Annotated in this window: 17 protein-coding genes, 1 tRNA gene and 1 pseudogene; 7 read left to right on the plus strand and 12 right to left on the minus strand. The window is 58.3% G+C overall.

Features of this window, described 5'->3' with window-relative positions; translation table 11 throughout:
• Window positions 1-8: 8 nt before the first annotated feature.
• The 5 genes from HX792_RS17890 to bcsQ are packed head-to-tail and all read right to left on the minus strand — an operon-like array spanning window position 9 to window position 10,612.
• The gene (locus tag HX792_RS17890) at window positions 9-3,899 is read right to left on the minus strand and encodes a cellulose biosynthesis protein BcsC (RefSeq protein WP_176997314.1); all 3,891 of its coding nucleotides are present in this window, start codon (window positions 3,897-3,899) and stop codon (window positions 9-11) included.
• Window positions 3,881-5,077 carry a cellulose synthase complex periplasmic endoglucanase BcsZ gene (gene bcsZ, locus HX792_RS17895; protein ID WP_176997315.1) on the minus strand — a complete coding sequence of 399 codons (1,197 nt, stop codon included), beginning with the start codon at window positions 5,075-5,077 and terminating at the stop codon, window positions 3,881-3,883. The genes HX792_RS17890 and bcsZ overlap by 19 nt, the downstream gene beginning before the upstream one ends.
• Entirely contained in the window at window positions 5,074-7,347 is a 2,274-nt protein-coding gene (gene bcsB / locus HX792_RS17900; protein ID WP_176997316.1) for a cellulose biosynthesis cyclic di-GMP-binding regulatory protein BcsB, read from the minus strand. Before bcsB ends, bcsZ begins: the two co-directional genes overlap by 4 nt.
• A complete protein-coding gene (gene bcsA, locus HX792_RS17905) occupies window positions 7,344-9,563 on the minus strand; it encodes a UDP-forming cellulose synthase catalytic subunit (protein WP_176997317.1) in 2,220 nt (739 codons plus the stop codon). Before bcsA ends, bcsB begins: the two co-directional genes overlap by 4 nt.
• Window positions 9,560-10,612: a cellulose biosynthesis protein BcsQ gene (gene bcsQ, locus HX792_RS17910; protein WP_371319363.1), complete on the minus strand. Its 1,053-nt coding sequence runs from the start codon at window positions 10,610-10,612 to the stop codon at window positions 9,560-9,562. The genes bcsA and bcsQ overlap by 4 nt, the downstream gene beginning before the upstream one ends.
• A 585-nt stretch (window positions 10,613-11,197) precedes the next feature.
• Here bcsQ and HX792_RS17915 point away from each other — a divergent pair.
• Window positions 11,198-11,422, plus strand: a complete 225-nt coding sequence (locus HX792_RS17915; protein ID WP_176997318.1) for a DUF2790 domain-containing protein — start codon at window positions 11,198-11,200, stop codon at window positions 11,420-11,422.
• Between the two features lie 50 nt (window positions 11,423-11,472).
• On the opposite strand, the gene HX792_RS17920 is transcribed toward HX792_RS17915, so the two are convergent.
• Entirely contained in the window at window positions 11,473-11,883 is a 411-nt protein-coding gene (locus tag HX792_RS17920) for a hypothetical protein (RefSeq protein WP_176997319.1), read from the minus strand.
• Between the two features lie 184 nt (window positions 11,884-12,067).
• Between HX792_RS17920 and HX792_RS17925 the strand changes: the two genes are divergently transcribed.
• Window positions 12,068-12,143 (plus strand) — tRNA-Thr (locus HX792_RS17925).
• Between the two features lie 125 nt (window positions 12,144-12,268).
• On the plus strand, window positions 12,269-13,093 hold the full coding sequence (locus HX792_RS17930) for a hypothetical protein (protein ID WP_176997320.1): 825 nt from the start codon (window positions 12,269-12,271) through the stop codon (window positions 13,091-13,093).
• Between the two features lie 839 nt (window positions 13,094-13,932).
• Here HX792_RS17930 and HX792_RS17935 read toward each other — a convergent pair.
• A complete protein-coding gene (locus HX792_RS17935; RefSeq protein ID WP_176997321.1) occupies window positions 13,933-14,487 on the minus strand; it encodes a hypothetical protein in 555 nt (184 codons plus the stop codon).
• Between the two features lies 1 nt (window position 14,488).
• Entirely contained in the window at window positions 14,489-16,096 is a 1,608-nt protein-coding gene (locus tag HX792_RS17940; protein ID WP_176997322.1) for an anti-phage dCTP deaminase, read from the minus strand.
• Window positions 16,097-16,859: 763 nt separating this feature from the next.
• Here HX792_RS17940 and HX792_RS17945 point away from each other — a divergent pair.
• Window positions 16,860-17,055: pseudogene (locus tag HX792_RS17945) on the plus strand (DUF3077 domain-containing protein); the annotation flags it as partial.
• Between the two features lie 96 nt (window positions 17,056-17,151).
• On the opposite strand, the gene HX792_RS17950 reads toward HX792_RS17945, so the two are convergent.
• A complete protein-coding gene (locus HX792_RS17950; RefSeq protein WP_176997323.1) occupies window positions 17,152-17,637 on the minus strand; it encodes a hypothetical protein in 486 nt (161 codons plus the stop codon).
• Between the two features lie 120 nt (window positions 17,638-17,757).
• On the opposite strand from HX792_RS17950, the gene HX792_RS17955 reads away from it, so the two are divergent.
• Window positions 17,758-18,645 (plus strand): AraC family transcriptional regulator, encoded by an 888-nt coding sequence (locus tag HX792_RS17955; protein WP_176997324.1) that lies wholly within the window; start codon window positions 17,758-17,760, stop codon window positions 18,643-18,645.
• Between the two features lie 14 nt (window positions 18,646-18,659).
• On the opposite strand, the gene HX792_RS17960 is transcribed toward HX792_RS17955, so the two are convergent.
• Together HX792_RS17960 and HX792_RS17965 are read right to left on the minus strand one after the other, a co-directional pair.
• On the minus strand, window positions 18,660-19,361 hold the full coding sequence (locus tag HX792_RS17960; protein WP_176997325.1) for an SDR family NAD(P)-dependent oxidoreductase: 702 nt from the start codon (window positions 19,359-19,361) through the stop codon (window positions 18,660-18,662).
• Complete coding sequence (locus HX792_RS17965) at window positions 19,358-19,579, minus strand: 4-oxalocrotonate tautomerase family protein (RefSeq protein WP_176997326.1); 222 nt, start codon at window positions 19,577-19,579, stop codon at window positions 19,358-19,360. Before HX792_RS17965 ends, HX792_RS17960 begins: the two co-directional genes overlap by 4 nt.
• 233 nt (window positions 19,580-19,812) lie before the next feature.
• Between HX792_RS17965 and HX792_RS17970 the strand changes: the two genes are divergently transcribed.
• The gene (locus tag HX792_RS17970) at window positions 19,813-20,016 is read left to right on the plus strand and encodes a hypothetical protein (protein WP_176997040.1); all 204 of its coding nucleotides are present in this window, start codon (window positions 19,813-19,815) and stop codon (window positions 20,014-20,016) included.
• Window positions 20,017-20,179: 163 nt separating this feature from the next.
• Here the strand turns inward: HX792_RS17970 and HX792_RS17975 are convergent, their stop codons facing one another.
• Window positions 20,180-21,475: an OprD family porin gene (locus tag HX792_RS17975; protein ID WP_176997327.1), complete on the minus strand. Its 1,296-nt coding sequence runs from the start codon at window positions 21,473-21,475 to the stop codon at window positions 20,180-20,182.
• Window positions 21,476-21,886: 411 nt separating this feature from the next.
• On the opposite strand from HX792_RS17975, the gene HX792_RS17980 reads away from it, so the two are divergent.
• Window positions 21,887-23,974, plus strand: coding sequence for a TonB-dependent siderophore receptor (locus tag HX792_RS17980; protein ID WP_176997328.1), 2,088 nt, complete (start codon window positions 21,887-21,889; stop codon window positions 23,972-23,974).
• The last annotated feature ends 19 nt before the right edge of the window (window positions 23,975-23,993 follow it).

The raw sequence follows: 23,993 nt of genomic DNA on the forward strand, positions 1-23,993 counted from the left end.
CCTATCAATCAATTCGAATACGGGGAACGGTAAGGGCTGACCGGCAGCGGCATAGGCCCACTCAGGTCTTCAAACAGGTAGCGCAGGTACGCGTTGCCGACGTACTGGCGATAATCCTGGGCGTTGTCGACACCGACTTCGCCACCCAGGTAAAAGCGCGAGCTGAGGCGGTATTCGGCGGCCGCGTTGAGGCTGTAGCCGATACCGGTCTTGCTGCTGCTGTCGTATTTCTGGGTGGGCGCATTGGCTTGCAAGCGACTGTCCGTCGGGAAGTAATCGGCGCCATCTTGCGCGATATGCTGCACGCCCACCGAACTTTTCAACTCGTAGCTGAAACGGTCGAAGCTCTGTGCCCAGCGAACCGGCACGGCCAGGGAGAAGAAGCGTTGCGGGCTGAAGTAGCCGCCCTGCCCGTAGGTGTAGAAACCCTGGTTGTCCTTGAAGCCCATGGCCATGCCGCTGACGCCCAGGGTGAGGGTGTCGGTCGGTGTGTTGCGCAGGTACCAGTAGACGCCGCTGCCCAATTCCATACGGGTGTTGTCTTCGACGTTATTGCCCAGCAACTGGTGCAACGACGCGTAGCCGTAGGCCCCCACTTCCTGGTCGTCGTAGCTCAGCTCGGCACGCCCGCCGTTAGCGGTGACGCCGCCCCACTTCTTCTCGTGGACCTGGCCATCAGCGTCAGTAATCCTCGCGGTCGAACCGGCAAACGAGGTCACGCTGTCTGTCACCGGGCGCCGCGAAACGTTAACGCCATAGCGCAGGTTGCCGCCTTCGGTGAACGGTCGATTCACACTCACGCCACCCACCACGGTGTTGTAGGTGAAGCCCAACGGGCTCACACCGATATCAGCCTTGACGCCTTGCGCCGGGTCTTCAACGGCAACAGCCAGGCCGACGCCGTTTTCTCGCTTGGCTTTGTCCTCGCCAGCACCCGCGCCAAAACGCGCAGCCGAAATAGCTTTGACCGCACCCGAACTCAAGCTCACCGGCGTCGCACGCAACGCCACATTCAAGTCACCCACTGGCATGCGCGCTTCGAATGGCGTGTCCACTTCGGTGATTTTGCTCAGGCCACTTTCACCGTTGTTACTGCGCACGCTCAAGCCCTGCACCAGGTAGCCACTGCGATCCCGCAACAGGCCATCGAGGGCACGGCGTGCCGGGCTCAAGGTCGGGTTGTCCAGCGCGGCAATTCGAGTCGGCGGAACAAACGGGTCGCTCAACTTGTTCGACGCGACAAAACCGTTGGCAGGGACGGCAGCGCCCGGCACGGCCACCGGTGCCGGTACCGTGTTGGCCGGCGCATCAATAGGCGGCGGCACAGCGCCGCGATCCACGGCCAGGTCAGTGATCTGCCGACGCTGGCCCGGCAAGCCGACGAAGGGGTTGTAGGCCACGCCTTGGGCATCAGCCAGCGCCGAACGCGCCTGGACGCGCTGGGCGCTCTCGATGGCCAGGGCGCGGCGCAGCAACTCGGCCGCCTCGGCATTACGGCCCAGCCCCTGATAGATCTGCCCGGCAGCGGTCAGCGTTTCGGCACTGGTCGGGTCCAGGCGCAGGGCCTTGTCGGTGGCCGATTCGGCCAGGCTGCGATTACCGCCCTTCAAGGCAATGCCGGCAAGGCCCAGTTGCAGGCGAGCGTTGTTGGGGTTCTGCTGCACCAGCGGCTCGTACAGCGCCATGGCTTTCTTGCCATCGCCGCCATCGGCGTACATGCGCGCCAGCACACTGATCGCCGAGGTGTCGTGAGGACGCTGCACCAGCGCCGGCGAGAGCATGTCGTAGGCCGCCACCAAGTCATTTTTCTCGCGCAGCGCATCGGCTTGCTTGACTCGGTACTGGAAGATCAGGTCTTCGTAGCGCTGGCGCCCGGCGTCGGTCAGCGGCTGGCCCTGCAGGTCGCGCAGGATGTCGCCCGCTTCAGTGTAATGGTTGGCCTTGAGCAGCACGCCCGCGTAGAGCAGCTTCTGGTCGGGCGTTGGGTTCGAGGTCTTTTCCAGCACGCCTTGCATGATCTGCAAGCCTTCTTCCGGGGCGCCCACCTCGACGTAAGCCGAGGCCAGTACCGCCAGGCGCTCGGGCTTCTTGCCAGCCAGGGAAGCGCTGCGACCGAGCAGCGCCAAGGCTTCGGGGCGCTGGCCACGGCGGGCGCTCTCGATGGCGATCTCAGTCTGTTTGTGCAGGGCGATGTCACTCGCCAGCTCATTCATGTCCGGCGTGCGCTGGGCCGCAGGAATGCGCGACAGGGTCGCGTCCGCCGCTTTCCACTCATCCAGTTCAACCGAGAGCAAGGTGCTGGTGTACAGCGCATCCGGCTGGTTGGGCTGGCTTTTGAGCAGGCCATCGATCAAGGCACGGGCGTTGCGGATTTGCCCGTCGCGCAGGTAAACGCGCGCCAGGGCGAAACGTGTCCAGGGGTTTTCCGGGTCGGCGTCGAGGGCTTGCTGGTAAGCCGCCTGCGCGGCTTTCAGGTCGCCGCGCTGGTCGGCCACCTTGCCCATCTGAGTGGCGCGCAGGGCCTTGATCTTCGCACTCGAAGAGAACTTGCCACGGTCGGCCGCGGACAGCGAGTCGATCAGCTTCAAGGCTTCATCGGGCCGGCCGGATTGCGACAACACGCCGATCAGGCCACTCAGGGCATCCGGGTCGTTGGGGTTGCGCGCCAGCACTTTGCGGTAGCTGGCTTCGGAGGCGTCGAGCTGGTTGTCCTGCGCCTGGAAACCGGCCAGGGCCATGGTGGCGTCGGTCTTGCCAGGGTTCAGGCGTTCGGCCTGGGCGGCCAGGTCACGGGCCTGGCTGCTGCGGCCGGCGCTCTGTGCGTCACGGGCCTGGTTCAGCAGGCTCCAGTAGCGCACGTCATTCAAGGCTTTTTGCCAGGCGGCACCACCGGGCAGGCGCGTGGCTTGGCCGAGGTAGTTCTCTGCCTCGCTGAAGCGCTGCTGCTGTTGGCGCACCACGCCCATGCCGCCGAGGGCATCGACGTCATTGGATTTTTCAGCCAGGCGCGCTGCCAGCAACGGTTCGGCGGTTTTCAGGTCGCCTTCGTCGAGGGCCTTGAACGCCTTGACCAGCTTGGGATCACGCTGCCAGCCGCCATCGCCCTTGCCTTGGGCAATGCCTTTGTTCATCAGGGCACGGATCTCAGTGTCGTCCGGATGCTTGGCCAGGAACTGCTGGAACAATGGCACCTGCTCACGGTTCGGCGCACCGAGCCAGACCAGCGCAAAACGCCAGCCTTCATCGGCGGCGCCGCCCACGTCGTTGTCGGTCGACAGGCGCTCCATCGCACGAATGCCTTCGACGCGCGAAGACGGGTTACGCGCCAAGTGCCGGGCCAGGAACAGCGCGGCGATCGAGTCATTCGGGCGCTCACGCGTGACGCGTTGCAGGCCGGCGATACCTTCGGCAGTGCCTTTGGGCGTGAACGCCAGGGCGTTGTAATACTCACGCGCAATCAAGCCTTGAGGCTGGCGCCCCTGGAAAATCTGGCGGTACAGCGCCACCGCCTGCTCGCGCTCTTCCACCGGTTCACCCAGTTCACGGGCCTGCTCCAGCAGCTTGGCGTTGGCGGGAATGTTGACGGCAATGTCTTGTTCAAGCTGTAAGGCTTGGCGCGGCAGTGGCGAAATCGCACGCAGGCGGGCCAGGTATTTCTGTGCCTCTTCCGGATGTTGCTGTTGCACCTGGACCAGGCCAATACCGTACAGCGCGTCCGGCTGCTCGGGGCTCAGGCTGAGCAGTTTCTGCCAGCTTTCCAGGGCACGCTCGGGGTTCTTCTTCGACTGCCAGTAGTTGCCCTGCTCGATCAGCAAGGCTTGTGGGTCGCTGGTTGCAGCCAGGCTGGCGCTGGACGCCAGGGTGGCCAAAATCGCAAGGGCTAGCGTGTGGCGGCGCATGCGCCCTCCCAGAATAATTTGACCGTACCGTCTTGTTCGAAACGGTACTTTTGATCGGCAAAACCTTTGCCGAACAGGCTCAGCATGTAGTCGTAATAAACCGGCTGCGCGGTATCGGGCGCGGACGGCGCCATGGCCTTGCCCAGCACGTCGTCGAGCTTCTGCTTTTGCAGCTGCGCCAGGGCGGTCTCGCCGCGTGCCTGGAAGAACACCATGGCCGACGCCGAGAACCCCAGCGGCGAGTAGCCATTGTTTTTCTCGACTTCACCGGTGAGCACATGGACCTTCTCCGGCGGCAGGCCATTGGCCGACGCCGCCGTCGCCCGCGACAGGCCACCCAGGGCCTTGAGCATCGGCGCGGCGAGCGGGTCGCTCTTGGCGGTCATGCCGGCCCACAGGTAGGCGCGGATCGCGTCGTAACTGCCCAGGTCGTCAGAGTACGGATCGACCACAAACACGCCGGCATTGGTGCTGGTAGCGCGGTAGCCCACCCAGTTGGCGGCAAAGCCATGGGGGTTGCTGTGCGGGTCGACCAGCATCTTCGCGTTGCTGTCGGCGACTTCATTCCAGCCGCCGTTCGGGCGCTCTTTATTGAAGCGACGCAGTTGCGCCAACACTTGATAGCTGGGATTGAAGCGCCACAAACCGCCCGGATAGGCATAGCCCACCGGCCCCGGCAACAGCATCTTGCCCAGGCCCGGTACGCGTACGATCAGGGTCTTTTCCACATTGGCCAACACCAACTGCGCATCTGCACGGTATTGCGGCACGTTCCAGATGCGCGCCGCTTCGAGCAACGAATAGGCGATCCACAGGTCGGCATCGCTGGCGGAGTTGGCGTCGATCACGCCCCACTCGCCGTCCTTGTTCTTGCCCCACAGCCAAGCGAACAAATTGCGATTGATGTCGTTGCCGGCCATGTTGGACTTAGTCCAGGTCCACAGCTTGTCGAACCGCGCACGGTCGTTGCCCACCAGGGCAAAGAACATGGCGTAGGACTGGCCCTCGGAATTGCTCTCGCTGGGGTTCAGGGACGAGTTCAGCACCCGTCCGTCTTCCTGCACAAAGCGCGTGGCGTAGTTCTGCCACAGCGGCCATTGCGCGTCACACGTCTGGGCCTGGGCCGCCCCCGCACACATCACGGCGCCCACCACAACCCAAGCGGCTGGACGCATCATGCCAACCGCCGTTTTGCACGGGCACGCAGGGACAGGTAGATCAGGCAGGAGACAATCGCCATGCCAAGGAAGGTGAACAACAGCATCCAGCCCAGGTTTTGCGACAGTTGCCATTGCACCGACTTGAACAGGCCCAGTTTGCCGACGTAGTACTGCTGGTCGGCCACCAGTGAGTCGACCTGTGTGCCTTGCACCACCGCCAGGCTGCCCTGGATGGTGTCTTTGTATTGGTCACCGCCAATCAGTACGGCGGTTGCGGCTTGCAGGCCTTCGGGCTTGGTGCTGGAGATCAGCACCACGCTGCGACCGGCCTTGAGCGGCGATTCGAAACCGGCAAACCAGGTGCTGGTGCTCAAGCTGTTGAAGCTGATGGCCGCGTTGGCCGCATGCTTGTTGGCTGCGGCGTCCGGGCTGATCCACGTGCTGACGTAGCGCGGCAGGTCAGACAGTTTGAAGTGCTGCTGCGGGCCATTGGCGGTCGCCGGCAGGTATTGCTGCCATTGCTTGAACAACGGCTGGTCGGCACCGGTGGCGATCACCAGCAGGTCTTTATCGGCAACGCTTTGCACGTCCTTGGCTTGCACCACTTTGACGGCCGTCGCCGGGTAACCGGTGGACTCGCCGAAGCGACCCAGAATGGTCAGGTACGCGCTCAGCTCCTCGGTGCCAAAGGTGTCAGGCAACACCACGGCCGACTCGGACAGGTCTGCCAGGCGGGTGAACGGGAAGCCTGCGTCATTGAACACACCCAGGTTGGGCATGGCGATGAAGTGCTGGTAGCCGCTGATGTCGAGGCTCGAATCCGGATCGATCGTGCCGCGCATGTTGTCGACGATGATGTCCCGGCATTCGCCTTCCTTGATGTAGTCGTACATAAAGCGCAGTTGCAGCTTGGACATCGGCGACGCGGAGCTGATCGGCAGCAGCACAGTGGCTTCACGCGGCAGCGTGTTGTCCTTCTGCATCATGCTCAACAGGGTCTTGCCGTCCGCCAGGTTGGTGATCGACGGCAGTGGCATGGACTTCATGAACTGGTCATCCAGGCCCACCAGCAGCGAGGAATTGGTCGACACCTGCTGCGGCGTGTAGCGGTATTTGAGGTGCAGCGGCACACCCTCTTCACGCCAGTTGAACAGGTCGGGCGGCAGGCGGAAATCCACGTTGATGGCGCCCGGGTTGTAGCCCGAGACGCTGAGTTTTTTCAGCTCGACCAGTTCACCCAGGCGCACCGGGCGATCACTGGGCACCCAGTTCGGCGCGTCATAAGGACGGCGCGGTGCCAGGCTTTCGAGCTTGTCGATCACCACGCTGCTGCCGGCCAGCACCGGGTTGCCCAGCGCCACAGCGGTCGCCGCGCGCTTGAGTTCGGCGCCGTCGCGGCCCGACACGATCAGCAATTTGCCCTGGGGGTCATTAGGGTTGGCGATCAGGTTCAGGGTCGGCCCGCTGGCTTGCGCCACTTTCACGCCGTTGACATCGACTGCGTTGGGGCTGAGCACCAGCACAATGGCATTGCCCTTGGCCGGGATCGTGCCGTAGGCCGTGGGGAACGTAGCGCCACGGTAGCTGGCCATTGCGCCGAACCACGAAGACAACGTGGCCGCCGCTTCCAGTGTGGCGTTATCCGGTGCGGTGGCGAACACGAACGGCAGGTTGACCTGACGGGCATCGCGCTTGTCGAAGAACGGCAGCGGCAACACCGACAGATCATCTTTCAACAGGATCGGCGAGACCTGCACTTTCAGTTCGCTGGTGTTGCTGATTTTCGCCCACAGGCTGCTGTGCAGCGGGTCCTCGCAGGACATGCTGTAGTGACCGATGAACTGCAACCGCATGCGGTTGAACTCGGTGATCAGGTGCGGCGGAATCTGTACCACGGCCTGTTGCGCCGTGCCGGCGCCCTCTTTGGGCAACGGCAGGCTGGCGGCGACTTCGTCGTTGACCAGCACGTTGATTTGCGACAGGTCTGCCAGCAACGCCGGCGAGTAGCTGTAGTTGAGCAGCAGTTGAGCGCCTGTCACGACCTGGTCGGCACGGATGTCGAAGTTGACGCTGTCGGACGACTCCACACCCTGCAGGTTCATGGTGTCGCGACGGCCCAGTTGCTTGAGCGTGAGGCTGTAGCCGTTCTCGGCACCTTGCGCGGCAACGGGGGCAATCGCGGCTTTGTCGGCCGCCTGCAGCAGTGGGCTCAGGCCCAACAGCGAGGCGATCATCAACGCGAGTGCGGCACGCGAATGAGCGCGCGCAAAAAGAGGTGTGAAGGTCATGGCTTGTCCATCAACGTATCAAGCGGTTGTGAGGGAGTGCGGCGCAGGGCCATACGTAATTCATGCAGGGTGGCGCGGCACAACGTGAACAGACCGCCGATGCCGATGCCGCCGACTTCGCGCAAGGCGGCCAGCGGCGTATCGGGTTGGCCGGCACCCCAGCTGGCGGCCCAGGTGTCAGCACGTGAGAACGTCAGGCGCACCAGTTCGCTTTGCTCACGCAGGCTCAATGACTCGAACTGCGCACCAATCTGGGCTCCTTTGCTGAACGCCACTCGCGCCTGGAACAGGTTGTCCTGGCCGTTGCGCGACAACACCAACTGCACCCGTTCACCTTGGACAATAGAGTGGCCATCATCGAGGATCAGGCCGAAGCCGTTCTGCGAGAAGTCCTGGGTGATCCCGTGAAGCACGCGACCATCGGAACAGATCACACTCACCGGCAGCTTCGCACTCACACGCGGCTCGGAACGCACTTGGCGCGTCTCGGAGGCCACGGCCACGGCGGCGCTGGTGATGATGAGGTTGTAGAGGGTCCAGGTCATGTTGATGGCGACGGTGACGGCGGTGTTTTCCGCGCCGTACACCAGTTGATGCACACCGAAGCCCAGGCCCACCAGGTTCACCACCAGCAACACAAGGTACGGGCGCGCAAGCTTCCAGTCGAAGAACTGCTTGTCGATGATGCCGCCCTTGTCGGTGACGTTGAAGCCACCGGCCTTGGGATTGACCAGCGCCACCAGTACCGGCGGCAGGATGTACCAGGCCAGTACCGTCTCGTACACCTCGTTCCAGAACGAGTGGCGGAAACGCCCCTGGATCCGTGAGTTGGTCAGGCTGGAGTGCACCAAGTGCGGCAGCACGTAGGCCACGATCATCAGCGCCGAGGCGTGGAAAATCTCGGCGCCGAACACCAGGTAGGCCAGCGGCGCAGTGAGAAACACCAGGCGCGGCAAACCATAGAAGAAGTGCAGCATGGCGTTGGCGTAGCAGATGCGCTGGCCCCACTTGAGGCCTTTGCCCAGCAGCGGGTTGTCGGTGCGGAAAATCTGCGCCATGCCCCGTGCCCAGCGGATTCGCTGGTTGATGTGGCGTGACAGGCTTTCGGTGGCCAGGCCCGCGGCTTGCGGGATGGCCAGGTAGGCGGTGTTGTAGCCCAGGCGGTTGAGCTTGAGCGCCGTGTGGGCGTCTTCGGTCACGGTCTCGACGGCAACGCCGCCGATTTCCAGCAGGGGCTTACGGCGGATCACCGCGCAGGAACCGCAGAAGAAGGTGGCGTTCCACAGGTCGTTGCCGTCCTGCACCAGGCCGTAGAACAGCTCACCCTCGTTGGGCACGGCGCGGAAGGTGTCGAGGTTCTTCTCGAACGGGTCCGGCGAGAAGAAGAAGTGCGGCGTTTGCAGCATCGCCAGCTTCGGGTCTTTCAGGAACCAGCCCAGGCTCACCTGCAGGAAGGAGCGCGTCGGCACGTGGTCGGCGTCGAACAGGGCAACGTATTCGCCGTCGGTGACCTTCAACGCTTCGTTGAGGTTACCGGCCTTGGCGTGGAAGTTGTTGTCGCGGCGGATGTAGTTCACGCCGATCTTGCGGCAGAAGTCGCGGAAGTCGTCGCGGCGACCGTCGTCCAGCACGTGGACGCGCAGCTTGTCTTTTGGCCAGTCCATCGCCTGGGCGGCGAAGATGGTCAGTTTGACGATGCTCAGGGCTTCGTTATAGGTGGGGATGAACACGTCGACCGTCGGCCATTCTTCCGGTTCGGTCTTGAGCCACACGGGCTGGCGGCGCAGGGGCCAGGCGGTTTGCACGTAGCCGAAGATCAGCACGACCATGGCGTAGAACTCGGCCGCCACCAGGCCATAGCCGAAGAACATGTCGACCCAGGTTTCAAACCCGAGCGTGGAGGTCAGCCGCCAGAAGATGTAGCGCAGCGACGCCACCAGCGACAGCACTACCAGCGCAAGAATCGCCAGGCGCCCCGGGATCTTGCGCAACACCAGCACCGCCAGGAAGCACACGCCGGCAAACAGGAACTGGCTGTAGAGGTCCAGCGGTGCGGCGATGATGCTCATCAACAGCAGGGCGCCGAGCACGCCACTGGTGACAACCAGTACCGTACGCAGCGCCGCCGGCCAGCGATTGAAGCGCGCAATGGCGCCATTTAGGCGCTGTTCAGCGCGCCCTTCGACGAAGGGCGTGGAGGACGTAGTGTCGGTCATGGAAGGTCCGAGTCGATGCGTTCGAGCAAGGCGCGGCACAGGGCGTGGACGTCCTGGCAGCCGATACTGTTGACGGTAGGGTCGAGGGGGTCACGCCCGTAGGCCTGGGCTTCGCTGAACGAGGGGTCACGGTGCACGGTGCCTAGCAAGGCATCACCCAGGCGCGTCTTGAACACCTCGGCCATGTCCAGGCTGAAGCGGTGCGCGGCGTCCAACTGGTTGATCACATAGAAGCGTTGTGGCGGGGTTACGCGCTCGAAAGCGGGCGCGAGCAAAGTGTCAATCTGGGCCAGGGTGCTGAACGACGCCACGTCGGGCTGTACGGCGACCAACACGACGTCAGCCACCGACAGGGCTTGGCTCAGGTACAGCGAGTTGCCGGCCGGGACATCGATGATCACCGTGTCCTGGCCGTTCAATTTGAGGCTGTCCAAACGTTTGCTCAGCCACTCGGCGTCCTGGCCGAGCCAGCGGTTCAGGCTCTGCTGTTGGGTGTGGTCGGTGCTACCGAATGCCACCAGGCGGCAGCCGGCAAAACCACGTTCAGGCAGCGCTTCCCAACCTTCATTGAGCAGGCTGGTGGCGCCGACGCCGGGCATGTTAAGGCCCAGGCACAAGTGATGGCGCAGGGCGTCTTGAGGGTCGAGGTCCAGGGCCAGCGCTGGGCGGCCCTGGCGCTGCAAGCCGCTGGCAATGGCTGCCGTCAGGGTGCTGCGGCCAACGCCGCCTTTTACCGAGACCACCACCACAACGGCCGGGCTGGAAAGCTCCGAGTACACTTCGCCGTCCAGGCCCTCCACCACTTCAGGCGGGTGCAGGTGTTCGGCTTCGCCGTGGTTCAGCTCTTCGAGCAACCGCAGCAAGGGGGCGGACGGCGCTTCCATGACCGGGGGCATTTGCACAACCGCAGGCGCTTCAACGACTTCCGGGCTTTCCAGGACCTCTACATCGTCCTCGAGGTACTCGTGGACAACGTTGATCTCGCGGTAACCATTCGGGTTGGCACCCAGCTTGTTGAATAGTTTTGAAATGTCATCTGCCCGACTCACTCACTGCCCCTCCCCACCTGGTTTGCGCTTTAAAGGCGATAAAAAGGTCAGCAATGTGCTGACCTTGAATTCTTCTAGTTATGTGGTGTGGGGCGCATTCTGTGATATCACATTGATGGTGTCAGTATTTTGATGCTTTTAGTTCAATTTAATCCGACGAACGGCATGACGCCATTTTTATGACAGTTCTGCGAAGAAAAAGGCATTCGCTGTTAGAACATGAACTTGCGTTATTTTTTCGCGGAGATTGCTGCCCGAACGGACAACAACGGCGCAAAACTGACATATCCATCAACAAATATTCGGCAGCCCCACACTGTCTCGAAAATTTGCCTACACGAAACCGCGATTAAACCTACGATTTATATCGCGCAACAGAATACGGAAACCTCACCCGGATTCAAGGGAAAACCGGCTGAGCGGTCGACTCAAAATCACCGGCAAAGCCACGGCCCGTGTATCTCTGTGTATGAAGGCCTGGCCCCTATACACAACGAAGCAAAACCCGCGCCGCCTGACACAGGCCAGATACCTCCCACACCTTTAATAAGCCCACACCCTTATTGAACCCGGAGGATACCCACCATGAACTGGAACACCTTGATCGCCGTCAGCCTGCTGGCTTTTGCCGTAAACGCACACGCCGACATGAAGCCAAAGCCCGATATACAGCGCGTACTGTCCACCACCGAAACCGTGGGCACAGGTTGCGGTGTGGTGGATGCACGCATGACCTACCTGGACTCGAAAGGCCAGACCCAGGTACTGGCCTACAAGAAATTTGCGGATAACTGCGGGGATGGAAACTGAGAAGCGCGCCAACCGGGCACAGCGGTGCCCGGTTTTAGCGCGAAGGTGAGTCAGCCGCGAATGCGGTGTTCGGTAAACGCATAGTCTTCCTGGCAGTCCCCACTCGGGCTCGCCGACACACTCACGTAATGCACCGTGTCCGGGTCCACCAGCTTATAGGTGTACAGATCCGGCGTGCGCACACCGTCGGTGCGCAACTCATTCTTGCCATTGGCCGCCGACCAACTGCCCTGCTCGGTCTGGATCACCTGCGTCTGCTGCGCATCGCGGAAGAAGGTAATGGTGAAACGCCCGTCGGGCCGCAGGTTGTTGGTCCATGACAGGAACTGGCATTTGTCGGTTTGCGTGCGCAGGCCTTTCCATGTGCCCACCAGGGCGGGGTCGTTGGCAGGCTTATTAGAGGAGCACGCGCTGAGGGCGGCGGTTAGAAGAAGGAGGGACAGGCACAAAGTCCGTTTCACGTGAGGCTTCCTTTGATTTGGAGGGGTTGCGCGGCGCTGCTGAACGCTCTGAGGCGCGGTGTACATCCTAACCTTGCCTGTAGGAAAAAGGGGCGCGAGGGAGAAAAGCTTGGGTTTTGTAAAAATAGTCAGAATTCAGGGGTTTACAGAAGCTTGCCAATCGCTATAATCGTCGCCCTAACACGCCGGTATAGCTCAGTTGGTAGAGCAACTGACTTGTAATCAGTAGGTCCCGGGTTCGACTCCTGGTGCCGGCACCATTTAAAAACAAAGGCTTGCAGCGATGCAGGCCTTTTGTTTGCCTGTAATACGTAAAACAGAAGTAACAAGGCGAGCATTTCAGCTTTTTGCAAAGCATGACGGCTTACTTCAAAAGGAAGTGTTTATGGTCTGGAAGACTTGGGACTGGAAATTCATCGCTACCACTGTGATCGCCATTGCAGCGTTAATCGTTCCCCAGATAGACCTGTCCTCCCGCTCACTCACCGTCCGTCTTTTGGCCTCGTCGCCTTTGCAGCCTGCCTTAAACATTCAAAATCTTCAGATCTCGCTGAACGGTCAGAATGTCGAATCGCCATACATCTCAACCCTTGAGCTGGTTAACACCGGATCGAAGCCAGTTACGAGTACAGATTTTGACAGTACCTTGCAAATTCAAATGGCAAATAGCGCCAAATTGATTAGCGCCGAGATCACGAGTACAACTCCAAAAAACATTCCCGCCCAGGTCGCAACGATCGGGGATAAAGCGGCCATATCTCCGTATCTATCAAACCCCAAAGATGCCGTAACCATCGCCGTAATCACCTCCGGGCCACGTCCAGAGTTCGAGGTAAGGGCTCGTATCGTGGGTATAAATGAAGTGGGGTTTGAAGACACCACAGTCAGAAACGGCAGCAGCTATTTGTCATCTCTAATCGGCGTGGTGACGTCGTACGGACTCCTATTCCTATATTTCCTCTTCGGGCCAATTGCATTCCGCGATAAGCAATTCGCGATCCCACGCGGGCTCGCTTTCTGTATCGCAGCAGCATGTGCTGCTGGAAGTGTGAAATTGATCAGGATCAGCTTACCTAACGATCTCTTTACGGCCATGCCGTACCCAGAAGCCTGGCCATCCACGGTCGCGATTGTATTTACCGTGATCGCGGGATTAATGGCGAGCAGGTATTTACGTCGGCAGAAAGAAGCGGGGCGCTTGACGGGGTGAGCCCTGTAAAAGTACTGCGATGGCGTAGCGCGAAAGTTAAAAGCCATTTGTGTGAGCACTTCATAAGGAATGCCTTATGCAAGATAAAAAAACTAGGGTTACCCCCTAAAAGCCTGTCAGTTTTGTCAGATTTATATTCCTATACCCTATGCCCTTGTATTTCACGGAGCCCCTATCCACGGGGGCCTCGGCGCGTTTTGACATAACAAGGAATACCGTAAGTCATTGATTGATATCTCTCGAGCACCCTCCTTGCAATCAGTAAGCCCAAGCACTCAACCAAGCCTACCGTTGATATATCTGGGCTTTCGGTGGTGTGTTTACCAACAATCGCCAAGGTATTACCGTCGCCAAAGGTATGATTACTAGGATTACAAGAGGGTCACATCTTCAAAACCCGCGGAGGTGCACCTGCAAACCCACGAGGATTTAAACGTCAGTGGTGTGCTTCGTGCATTTGGAGTGAAGGGGAGTAACAAGTCATACCTACATCGCCAACAAACGGGGCAACTGATGGCAACCCATCGAAGCTCATCTTCCGCTTAAAAAACTAGCGAAACAATTATCCGCCCCCATGAAATTTTATACTTATCAACACAGTAGAGGATATGCACTCGCCTACTGCATTTTATAAATCACTCCAACTAAAGGCAAAATCTGGAATAACTATTTAGCTCTTAGCAATTCAATTTAAACATGAAAACATCCTACCATCCGCCTATAAACTTACCTACCCCATCCGCAGCCCCTCAGACTTTAACGCTGCAGAACAATCAACACTTTTAGATATAAAACCCTCATAAATCCCTATACGTGCCTACCTCACAGACGACAAGAAACTAACTTGAAATAGTATTAATTCTCAATAAACCCGACCTAAATTCTGCCATATTTAGTATATCTGTCGGAAGCAGCTTCAAATAAAATGAATCGCGGAGATATGTGGAGCACTCCAACAAAACCTGATCATTATCAAAAAACAATACAATCGGCCTAGAGCTATAACGTTCCGAAGACAATAGATATATGCAAGCCTCAACAAAGCTGAATTGAATTTCGGAAACCTCCTCTCTAGAGCCAATTCCCATACGCCCAAAAAAATCAAAATACTCAATGTCTAACTTTTGAAAAAAACTAAAGCTTAGTTGACGAGACCCATAAAATACGTCAAGACGAGGAGCCACTCGCAAATCCAAAATACACCCTGGGTCATAGGCGCTAGAAAACTGCAGGAACGAATTTTTCTTAACCACTTCGCTTTCCTTCATGAAAACCAAAGTATTTCCTACAAACCCTTTACTATGAGTATTCATATTCATAGGCTCATAACTGGAGTAGCATACCCCCGACTTGATGCCGTACAAGTTAGAAGAGGAATCAAAACTCTTTCTCATTTCATCCCTCCATCATATTTTCAACAAGCTTTTTCTCGAGAACTTGATAATTCTCACTCAGCAAACCAGGAAACCATTCCGGCTGCCCAAATGTCAATTTCCCTAGATCATTTTTTAGTTTTCTATCTTTCATAAAAGCTTGGCGATATAGTCGCGGTGCAACACCCGTAAACGCTCTAAACAAAACTTTCGGTGTAGCCTGATGATCAGACGCTTTCACTATTAGTTCGTTATGCGTAACTATCGCATCACTAGGCGATACCCAGAGCGACTTAGACTTCTCAATAGCATCGCCATGCAAATCAAACGCCAAACTCTTAGGATAAGGTTCAATATACTGCACTTCATCAACACCTGCTGAAACTATATGCCGAGCACAATAATGACAGGGGAAAGTTGTAACAAACAGCCTGCTACCTACTGGAGATAGGCTTTGTCGTGCAGCAGCTAGCAAGGCGTCCATTTCAGCATGCACAGCCCGGCTAAACTCCAAAAGTCGACCAATTCCTGTCTTTTTTAAAATACCCTTCAGAGTTGTAGGATCCGCATTTTGCAACTCCGGCACAGCACCAATAAGCTCTCCGATAATCTCATCTTGATGCTTATTACTGCTGCAGTATTCATTAGAGTAGGCGCAACGGTGATCATTTCGTGGATCTACTTGGAAACCGCCACCATAGACTCCCCCTCCAGCAGCGGGAACTTCATTTTTCCCTGTCGCAAGCAAGTTCCCAGCCTTGTCCATCAACGCTGCCCCTACTTGTCTCGACAAACAGGCACTGGTCATTTTAGCTCCATACGCATGAAACATTCCAGTTTCGCTGGCAGACGGGCGCACAACCTTCCTAAAAGTAAGTATATCTATGAGCCGTCCAAGTTGATCATTAACGTCCCACGCGGGGTTCTCATTTCTATGTAATTCATCTAAAAACCTATCTTGAGTGTTATCGATAAAATAATCTGCAAGATGGAATGTATCGCTTACTTTCTGCCCGCTATTAGATCCTGAATCCTGATCGCGCTCGATGAATTTATCGATCTCCTCACCTGATGAAGAGTTACACTTCCCATCTCTAAGCCGAGAACGTCTTTTTTGGTTCTCGCAAACTACCCCAACGAGACAAAATGCTTCCTGATAAACACTACGCAACAGAGATACTTCTGCTGGATTTTTTAGCGAATCTAAAATATAAACTCTAAATGGTTTCTCAGTACCACTAGAACTATCGCTTGAAGGTGCCTTTCTAATACCAACAATTTCTGAAATCAGACTAACAGCAACTCCAGCCGCATCTTTTGACCTAATAGCGTCCCCTGCATCTTGGAGGGATTTAGCCCGAGACAACTGCGATGCATTATCGATAGTGAAATTTTTAGATTCCGCCCAACTGGCAATTGCGTTACTGGCTTTCAAAACCACAACTTCCGAACTTGGAATAGCGTTACTCAGACACTCTTTCAGCGCCGTCGCGATCCAGCTCGTCCCGGAACCGGCAGGCCCCACTACAGCGAAGATCAACTCTCTAGAAACTAAAGATCCCAGTAAAGTGCTAGATGTCTGATTGCTGTCGTTTGATGCAACAGGTACGGTGCTCTGAGCAACTGGCATTTTCAATTCCATTTGAGATAATTAGTTAAAATTAGCTTGCCACAATTCCGGCCTAACACGCTTTCTTTCAAAATAACGATATATCTACCCACCCATCAGCCTTCCGTATGTCGACGACTTATAACTCCAAAAAAACGTCGTCTTTCTTCGATAACCCAGGCGGAATCATAGATCATCGTTAGATTTTTTGACACGTTTGGCATCTGGAGCATCTGACGGAAGCGTCACCTGCAATGATACGTTGCGACTTATCTGAAAACCTAGCCCGCCTATCGCCACGACCCTCCTTGACAAGCCTGCACATCGATATTTTTTTCATAAAGCTCTGATTTTGCTGATTTTCTTAAAAATGAAGTGCTCAATTTGCGAGATTTCGGCTCTACCTATCAAACCTTTCCCCTCTGTCAACAGCCGGAAGCTACAGACGTAGTTTTCCCGGATCCTTACCTAATTAGACAGATAGAAGCCTCTCCCTCAGCTAGGTCGTTTCGCTAATTCGTCTAACCAGCGCATTTCACTGCCTGAGGACACGACATGATTCAGGCACTACAGCACCACCGATCTCGTTTGGCGTTTTTCTATGCCTTTGGTTTTGTGTAACGGAGGGTTTGCGTAGAAGGCCTCAAGGTCTGCGAGGTACCTGTGTCTCCGTTTTCTCGACCCGAGCACAGATGAACTCCCACTCGCCTGAATTAGTACATTTAGATCTCGTCAGATATGGGGGTTTGATCTATGAGCACTGCACCTGCATCTGACGCCCCCACCAATCTTTATTCCGCGCCAACGGGGGGGTCTGCCTGAAACCTTACACCACGTTTCCGATTTGCTTCATTTCGCCAAGTGGCTCGCAAAATAGCGATCGCCACATCTGGGCTTCGCATTATCTGCAGGAGATGAGCAAGGCTGTGATTGATGATGCGGTGAAGGTATTGGAGTCGCCCGACATCACCATGCAATAGGCTGTTGATGCAGTGACTGAGCCGCCACCATCGCGGGCAAGCCCGGCTCCCACAAAAAAGCGCCCCAGCCTGTGAAGGCTGGGGCGCTTTTTGCTGTCAGGCAAACCGCCCGCCTTGCCTGCGTAGGTAAACCATCTGCGCAGCCACCCCCACCACCAGCGCCAACGCAATCCCCCCCTGCGCCCCAATCAACACCGGCGACTGCAGATCCGTCACAAACGGATGCCCATCCGGCACTCTGCGCAACGTCTCCGAAACGGTCGGTACCATCAGGAAAAACGCGGTCAGGCTCAGGAAGATCGTTTCCAGATACGCCCGCGCCCTACCCAGCCAGCTGACATATCCCACGCCATACCCCGCCAGCAGCAGTGCAATCGTGATGACGCCAATCACGTTGCTGACCGGTTGCTTCGCGACCAAAAACACCGTGAAACCACCGATCAGCATCGATGCCAGGTAGAGCACGCCCGGCGTCGAGCGGGGGACGATGCGGCCGTGGCGGATGAACATGTAGGCGGCCAGTGGAATGGCCGGCAGGCTGCCGAGGGTGTGCAGCCAGCCGAGGGCGGAGATTCCGAACATGGTGGGTTCTCGTGTGATTGGACGATAGGCATAAACGGCTGACGTTTGGCGGTTGCGTTTTGCTCGAGCCAGCGCGCTATGATCTTGGGCTCAGCTTAGTGAAGACGTGGTCGGACCAACATGACGAATCCCCTCGAAAACTTGATCATTCATCCGGAAATGCAGTTGGAGGGGCTGGCCAAAGGGGATTTGCTGTCCCAAGTGCTGGCGCAGATTCGTCTGACGGGCGATCGGGTGTATTCCGCGGCACTGGTGGAAGCGCAGTGCCTTGAGCTGGATGAGAAGAGCGCGCACATCGGCGTGCTTCAGCAAGGTCGGTTGCTTCTGGAGGGCGCCGGTCAGCCCACCACAATGCTTGAGCAGGGCGACATCATCCTGCTGCCCCATGACCCCACGGGCATCACGATCACGGCGATCGACGGGCCGGCGACGGTGGTGATCTGTCGGTTCTGGTTCGACGCGAGCAGTTTCCAGGCGATGCTGTTCGCCCTGCCCCGGCTGATCCTTCTTCGTCACGCCGACGCCGCGCCGTGGTCGGAAGGGATTTTGCATTTCATGTTGCTTGAGGCCCACGACACGCAACCGGGCGGTGCGTTGATGATTTCGCGCCTGATCGACCTGGTGGTGATCCGCATCTTGCGCACCTGGGTGCATCAGGGTGCCGCGTCGGGATGGCTGGGTGGGCTGTCGGATGCGCGTATCGCCCGGGCGCTGAGGGCCATTCATGAGACACCGGGGCAGCAGTGGCGCATTGATGCGTTGGCTGAACTGGCGGGCATGTCGCGCTCCAATTTCTGTGAGCGCTTCAGTTCATTGATCGGGCGTTCGCCGTTGCGCTATCAGAATGAGTGGCGGCTGACCCTGGCGAAGACCCTATTGTCGCAGCACGACAGTCGGATCGGCGAGGTCGGTTTCGCGGTGGGCTATGAGTCGGAGGCGGCTTTCAGTCGGGCCTACAAGGCCTTCTTTGGCCGCTCGCCACGGGAGGACAACGCCCGGCCGGGTTAGGCCGGGCTTGTGGATCAGTGACCGGCGCTTTGCCCGCCGTCCACGTGGAGAATCTCGCCGGTGACGAACGCGGCGGTCTCCAGGTAGATGATCGCCTGGGCAATATCACTGACTTCCCCCATATGCCCCACCGGGTGCAGTTGCCCCAGCGCGGCGTGGGTTTCCTCGCCATGCATGGGCGTCTTGATGATGCCCGGGCTTACGGCGTTCACGCGGATGCCGCGCTTGGCGTATTCAATCGCCAGTGATTTGGTTGCCGAATTCAACCCGCCTTTGGTGAGGTTGGCGAGCACCGAGGGCACGCCGTCGATGGCGTGATCGGCGAGGCTGGTGGTGACGTTGACCACGTGGCCGGCGCGGTTCTTTTCCATCTCGGCGATGGCGAGCTGGGTGATATAGAAGAAGCCGTTGAGGTTCACCGCGAGGACGTTGGCGTAGTCCTCAGGCGTGTAGGCGGTGAAAGGCTTGGCGATGAAGATGCCGGCGTTGTTGATCAGGCTGTCGATACGCCCGAAGGTGGCCAGGGCTTCGCGGACCACGCGCTGGGCAGTGGCTGGGTCGGCGATGTCGCCGACCACGGTAAGAACGTTCGGGTCGGTGGACGGCTGGATCGAACGCGAGGTGGCAACCACGCGGTAATCGAGGGCGCGGTAGGCCTGGACCACAGCGGCGCCAATGCCTTGGGAGGCGCCGGTAATGATGACGACTTTGCTCATGATGCTTCTCCAGAAGAGGCTTGGGATTTGCGGTATTCGGTGGTGGTGATGCCGGCGTAGCCCCAGTTATCGGTGTCGACTTCTTCGATGACGATGTGGGTCAGGTCCGGGCGTTTGTGCAGGACGCGTTCGAGGGTTTCGGTGAATTCGGCGATGACCTGGGCTTTTTGCTCCGGGGTGACGCCATCACGGGTAATGCGCAGGCTGACAAAGGGCATGGCAGAGGCTCCAGTGGCCGGGCATCGGGATGATGGGCCGGCAGTGGGGCCAATTTAGGCGTGCGCCATTGAGGGATAAAGGTGGCGCGGAGTACTTCATTAGTGATGCGGTGTAACAAGTGTTCACGCCACTTCCACAAGATTTCACACCCGCCCGCGATACTGGCTAAGTAGCATCGCCTGGTGTTCCCCTCAAACCTTCAACGCGCATCCTGACGATGCAAGGAGCTCCAATGTCGTGCGTTCCTCCTTCCTGCGGCGGCGGCAGCAAGCCACCGGCCACCAGCGGGACCGGCAGCACCAACAATGCCGATTCGGCGATTGCCAAGATGGAAGCCACGTTCAACATGGCGATCGAGAAGTCGGCAAAGATCACCGAAATCAGCACGGCCAAAAAGGCCGAGCTGGACGCCACCAAACAGCGTCCGCAAAACTGAAGTGAAGGGCGGGCAGCGCTTGGGCGCTGCTTGCTTCGCACACACATTCCCGCTTTTTTCGCGCCCTCGCCTGGCTGTTTTCCTGTGCAAAAGCCAGGCATAAAAAAACCCCGAACCAGTCGGGGTTTTTTATCGCCTTGAATCAGGCGCTACATGCGATCAATCAGAACACGTTGATCGGGTAGTCAGCGAACAGACGCAGTTCGTTACCACCTACGTTGTAGTTGCTGGCGTTGTTGGAGACGCGCAACCACGAGGCACGAGCACGCAGGCTCAGGTCTTTGGCCGGGCCGCTCTGAACGACGTATTTGAACTGGTTGAAGATTTCACGCTCGGTGCCACTGCCGCGGTTGGAACCGTCGTCAATGTTGGTGCCGCGCACGTAGGCGATGTTGTAGGTCAGGCCAGGCACGCCGAAGGCGCTGAAGTCCAGGCCGTAGCCGGCTTGCCAGGAGCGCTCGTCCTTGCCGTTGAAGTCAGACCAGTAGGAGTTGGCCAGCAGGATGGTGTTGCCACCGTCGCCGATGCCGCTGTCCTTGGTGTTGTTGCGGTAGCCGCCGTACAGGTAACCGGTGTCACCGGTGCTGCGCTGGTGGGCCACGGTGAAGCTGTGCGGGCCGACAGCCCAGGTAGCGCCCAGGCTCCAGATCTTGTTGTCGCGGGCGTCAGCGTCACCTTGGGTCAGCTGGGCGAAGCTCTTGTCCAGCTTGGTTTTGTAGCCGTTGAAGTCAAAGGTCAGCGATTGCTTCTCTGGCAGGGCCAGCACGTAGTTGACGTTGACGTATTGCTTCTTCAGCACGTCTTCCATGTCGGAAGCGTACAGGGCAGCCGACAGGCTTTCGGTGAATTTGTAGCTACCACCGATGTAGTCGATGCTTTTCAGGCGGCCGCTGTCGGTGCCTTCAGCCGCTTTCTGGGCTTCCTTGGTGAAGTGACCCGCGTCCAGTTGCAGACCGGCGATCTCTTTGGAAACGATCGAAGTACCTGTGTAGGTTTCGGACAGCAGGCGGGAGTTGTCGTATTCCAGAACCGGCACGGCCGGGAACTGATCACCGTACTTGAGCACAGTGTTGGATACGCGGAACTTCACGGCAGCGCCGCCTTTGGACAGGTCACGGGCTGCTTCGCCGCTGTCGCCCTGCTTGAAGAAGTTGATGCCGCCCGCGCCGCTGCGACCTTTACCACCGTCCAGACGGATAGCGTATTGGCCGATGGCGTCCACACCCACACCGACGGTGCCTTGGGTGAAGCCGGACTCGAACTTGCCGATGAAACCCTGGCCCCATTCGGCTTTGTCTTGCTTGCCGTTTTTGTAGTCACGGCTGATGTAGGCATTGCGTGCTGCGATGTTCAGGTGGCTGTCTTCAACAAAACCCTTGGATTGCTCCTGGTCGTTGGCCATTGCCTGAGTGGCGCTCAAAATCCCCAGAGCGATCAGACCCATCCGTTGCTTCAACATTTTCTTGTATTCCTTATTACTGGTTGAGTACGCGCTGTGACACCAGGCTCCGTGTTGCTTTTCTGGTGTCGACTTTTTCCAGAAAAAAGAAGGCCCGCGGACGACTGAACTGCCGCGGGCCTTTTTTTATTGGATGAGTCATGGCGGTTAGCCACAGGCGTTGGGCGCAATCCTATGCGCGCGTTGAACTATGTGTCAATTTCGTGAATCGTCTGTATTTAGGCGAAATAATTCTAAGCAACGTCCTACGGCAGGTCGCGAAAAGTCCGTAATCCTTCCAAATACCCCCAAAAAACACATGCGGTAACACATTTCCAGACGACATCTTTGGTAATGGATAACACGCGCAAATGCAAAGCATTACCATTCGCGCGCATTTTTCCCTCCCAAACTTTCTGGATACATGCCTTCATGCCTGCCTATCGCCTGACGCCCATCACCCTTGGGCTTTCTGTTTTGCTGTCTGCCGGTTTTGCCTGTGCGGCCACGGTTTTGCCTGAAACCTCAGTCAGCGCAGAAGCTGACGAAGACGACCCACGCGTCAGGGAAACCAACACCGCCACCCGCACCGCCACCTCGGTGCGTTATGTCCCCCAGGCGATCGACTCGGTGAAAACCGAAAGCCTGCGTTCCTACGGCACCAATGACCTGGGCCAGGCACTGAGCGGCATCCCCAACGTGAGCAGCGGTGCCGACACACGTTTCGATAGCCTGCGCATCCGCGGTTTTGACGCCAGCAATGACTTCTACCTCGACGGCATTCGAGACGACAGCCAATACGTGCGCGACCTGCACAACATCGAGCGCATCGAAGTGCTCAAGGGGCCAGCGGCAGTGCTTTACGGGCGAGGCGGCCAGGGAGGGATCGTCAACCGTGTGAGCAAGCTGCCCCAAGCCGGGCACAAATCGAGCATCGAAGCCCAGGGCGGCAGCGATGATTTGCGCAGCCTGTACGCCGACCTCAGCACCGACCCCACCGAAAACATCAGCCTGCGCCTGAACATGGGCAACCAGGACAACAACAGCTTCCGCGATGGCGTCAGTGGCAACCGCCAGTTGTTCGCGCCGTCCATGAGTTGGCAGCTCACGCCCGACCTGAACTGGCTGGTGCAATACGAATACAGCCGCTACAACCGCACGCCCGACCGAGGCATCCCCGGGGTCAACGGCCGGCCGGCGGATGTGAGCCGTAGCACCACCTACTTCGATAACCACGACTACATCGACGACAAATCCCAGTCGCTGCGCTCCAAGCTTGCCTACGAGTTGAATAACAACTGGCAACTGCGCCACACCCTGGGCGTGTTCAAGCTCAACAGCGATTTCGATAACACCTACCAGACCGGCTACTCCGCCGCGACCAACCAGGTTACCCGCCAACACTGGCAGCAGGACCTGAACACCCGCAACGTGTTCAACAACCTTGAACTGGAAGGCGGCTTCGACACTTACGGCCTGGAGCATCGCCTGCTCACCGGCCTTGAGCTGGGCAGCCAGCGCCGTGACCCGAAACTGTATACCGCCGCTACCAGCGGCCCCGGTCGGCAGGCCGTGCCCAGCCTGGACCTCAACAACCCCAACCGCAACCTGCGCCATACCGGACGCATGAGCGTCTCCAGCAACAACCACACCGAAGTCGAAAGCCGCGCGCTGTATGTGCAGGACCAACTGCGCCTCAATGACCAGTGGCAATTGTTGGGCGGCTTGCGTTACGACCACTTCGAAGTGGACACCACCAACAAGGTGCTCAACACCCAGCAAGCCGTCGCAAGCCACAGCACCAGCCCGCGCGTCGGCGTGGTGTGGACGCCGGTGGAGCATCACTCGTTCTATGCCTCGTGGAGCAAGACCTTCTCGCCAGCAGGCGGCGGCTTGATCGGTATCACTCCAAACGCGGCGGGCAGCGTCAACGACCTGAGCCCCGAGCTGACCAAACAAAAGGAAATCGGGGTCAAGAGCGACTGGCTCGACGATCGCCTGAGTACCACCCTGGCCGTGTACGAATTGGAACTCTACAACCGACGCACCGCCGACCCGCTGAACCGCACCATCACCCTGCTCACCGGCCTGCAGCGCTCACGCGGCGTGGAGCTGACGGCCACCGGCAAGATCGTCGGCAACTGGTATGTGCGCGGCGGCATCGGCCTGCAAGATGCCAAGGTCGAGAAGGACAACAACGGCTTTGAAGGCAAGCGCGTCAGCGATGTGGCCAAGCGCAATGGCAGCCTGTTCCTCACCTGGAAACCGGAAATGGGCTGGTACGCCGAAACCGGCCTGACCCTGGTGGGCGATCGTTATGCCGACAACCTCAACACCGTGGTGTTGCCGGGTTATGGCCGATGGGATGCGTTGGTCGGCTTGCGCCAGAAGGAATGGGATGTGCGCGCGGCGCTGAACAACATCGCCGACAAAAACTACTACGCCTCGGCGACCAGCGTGGCGCAGATCCAACCGGGTGAACCGCGCAGCCTCGTCGTGACAGGCACCTACAGCTTCTAACGCACACCACTCCCCTGTA

The sequence above is a fragment of the Pseudomonas sp. B6002 genome (assembly GCF_013385985.1).
GTDB lineage: Bacteria > Pseudomonadota > Gammaproteobacteria > Pseudomonadales > Pseudomonadaceae > Aquipseudomonas.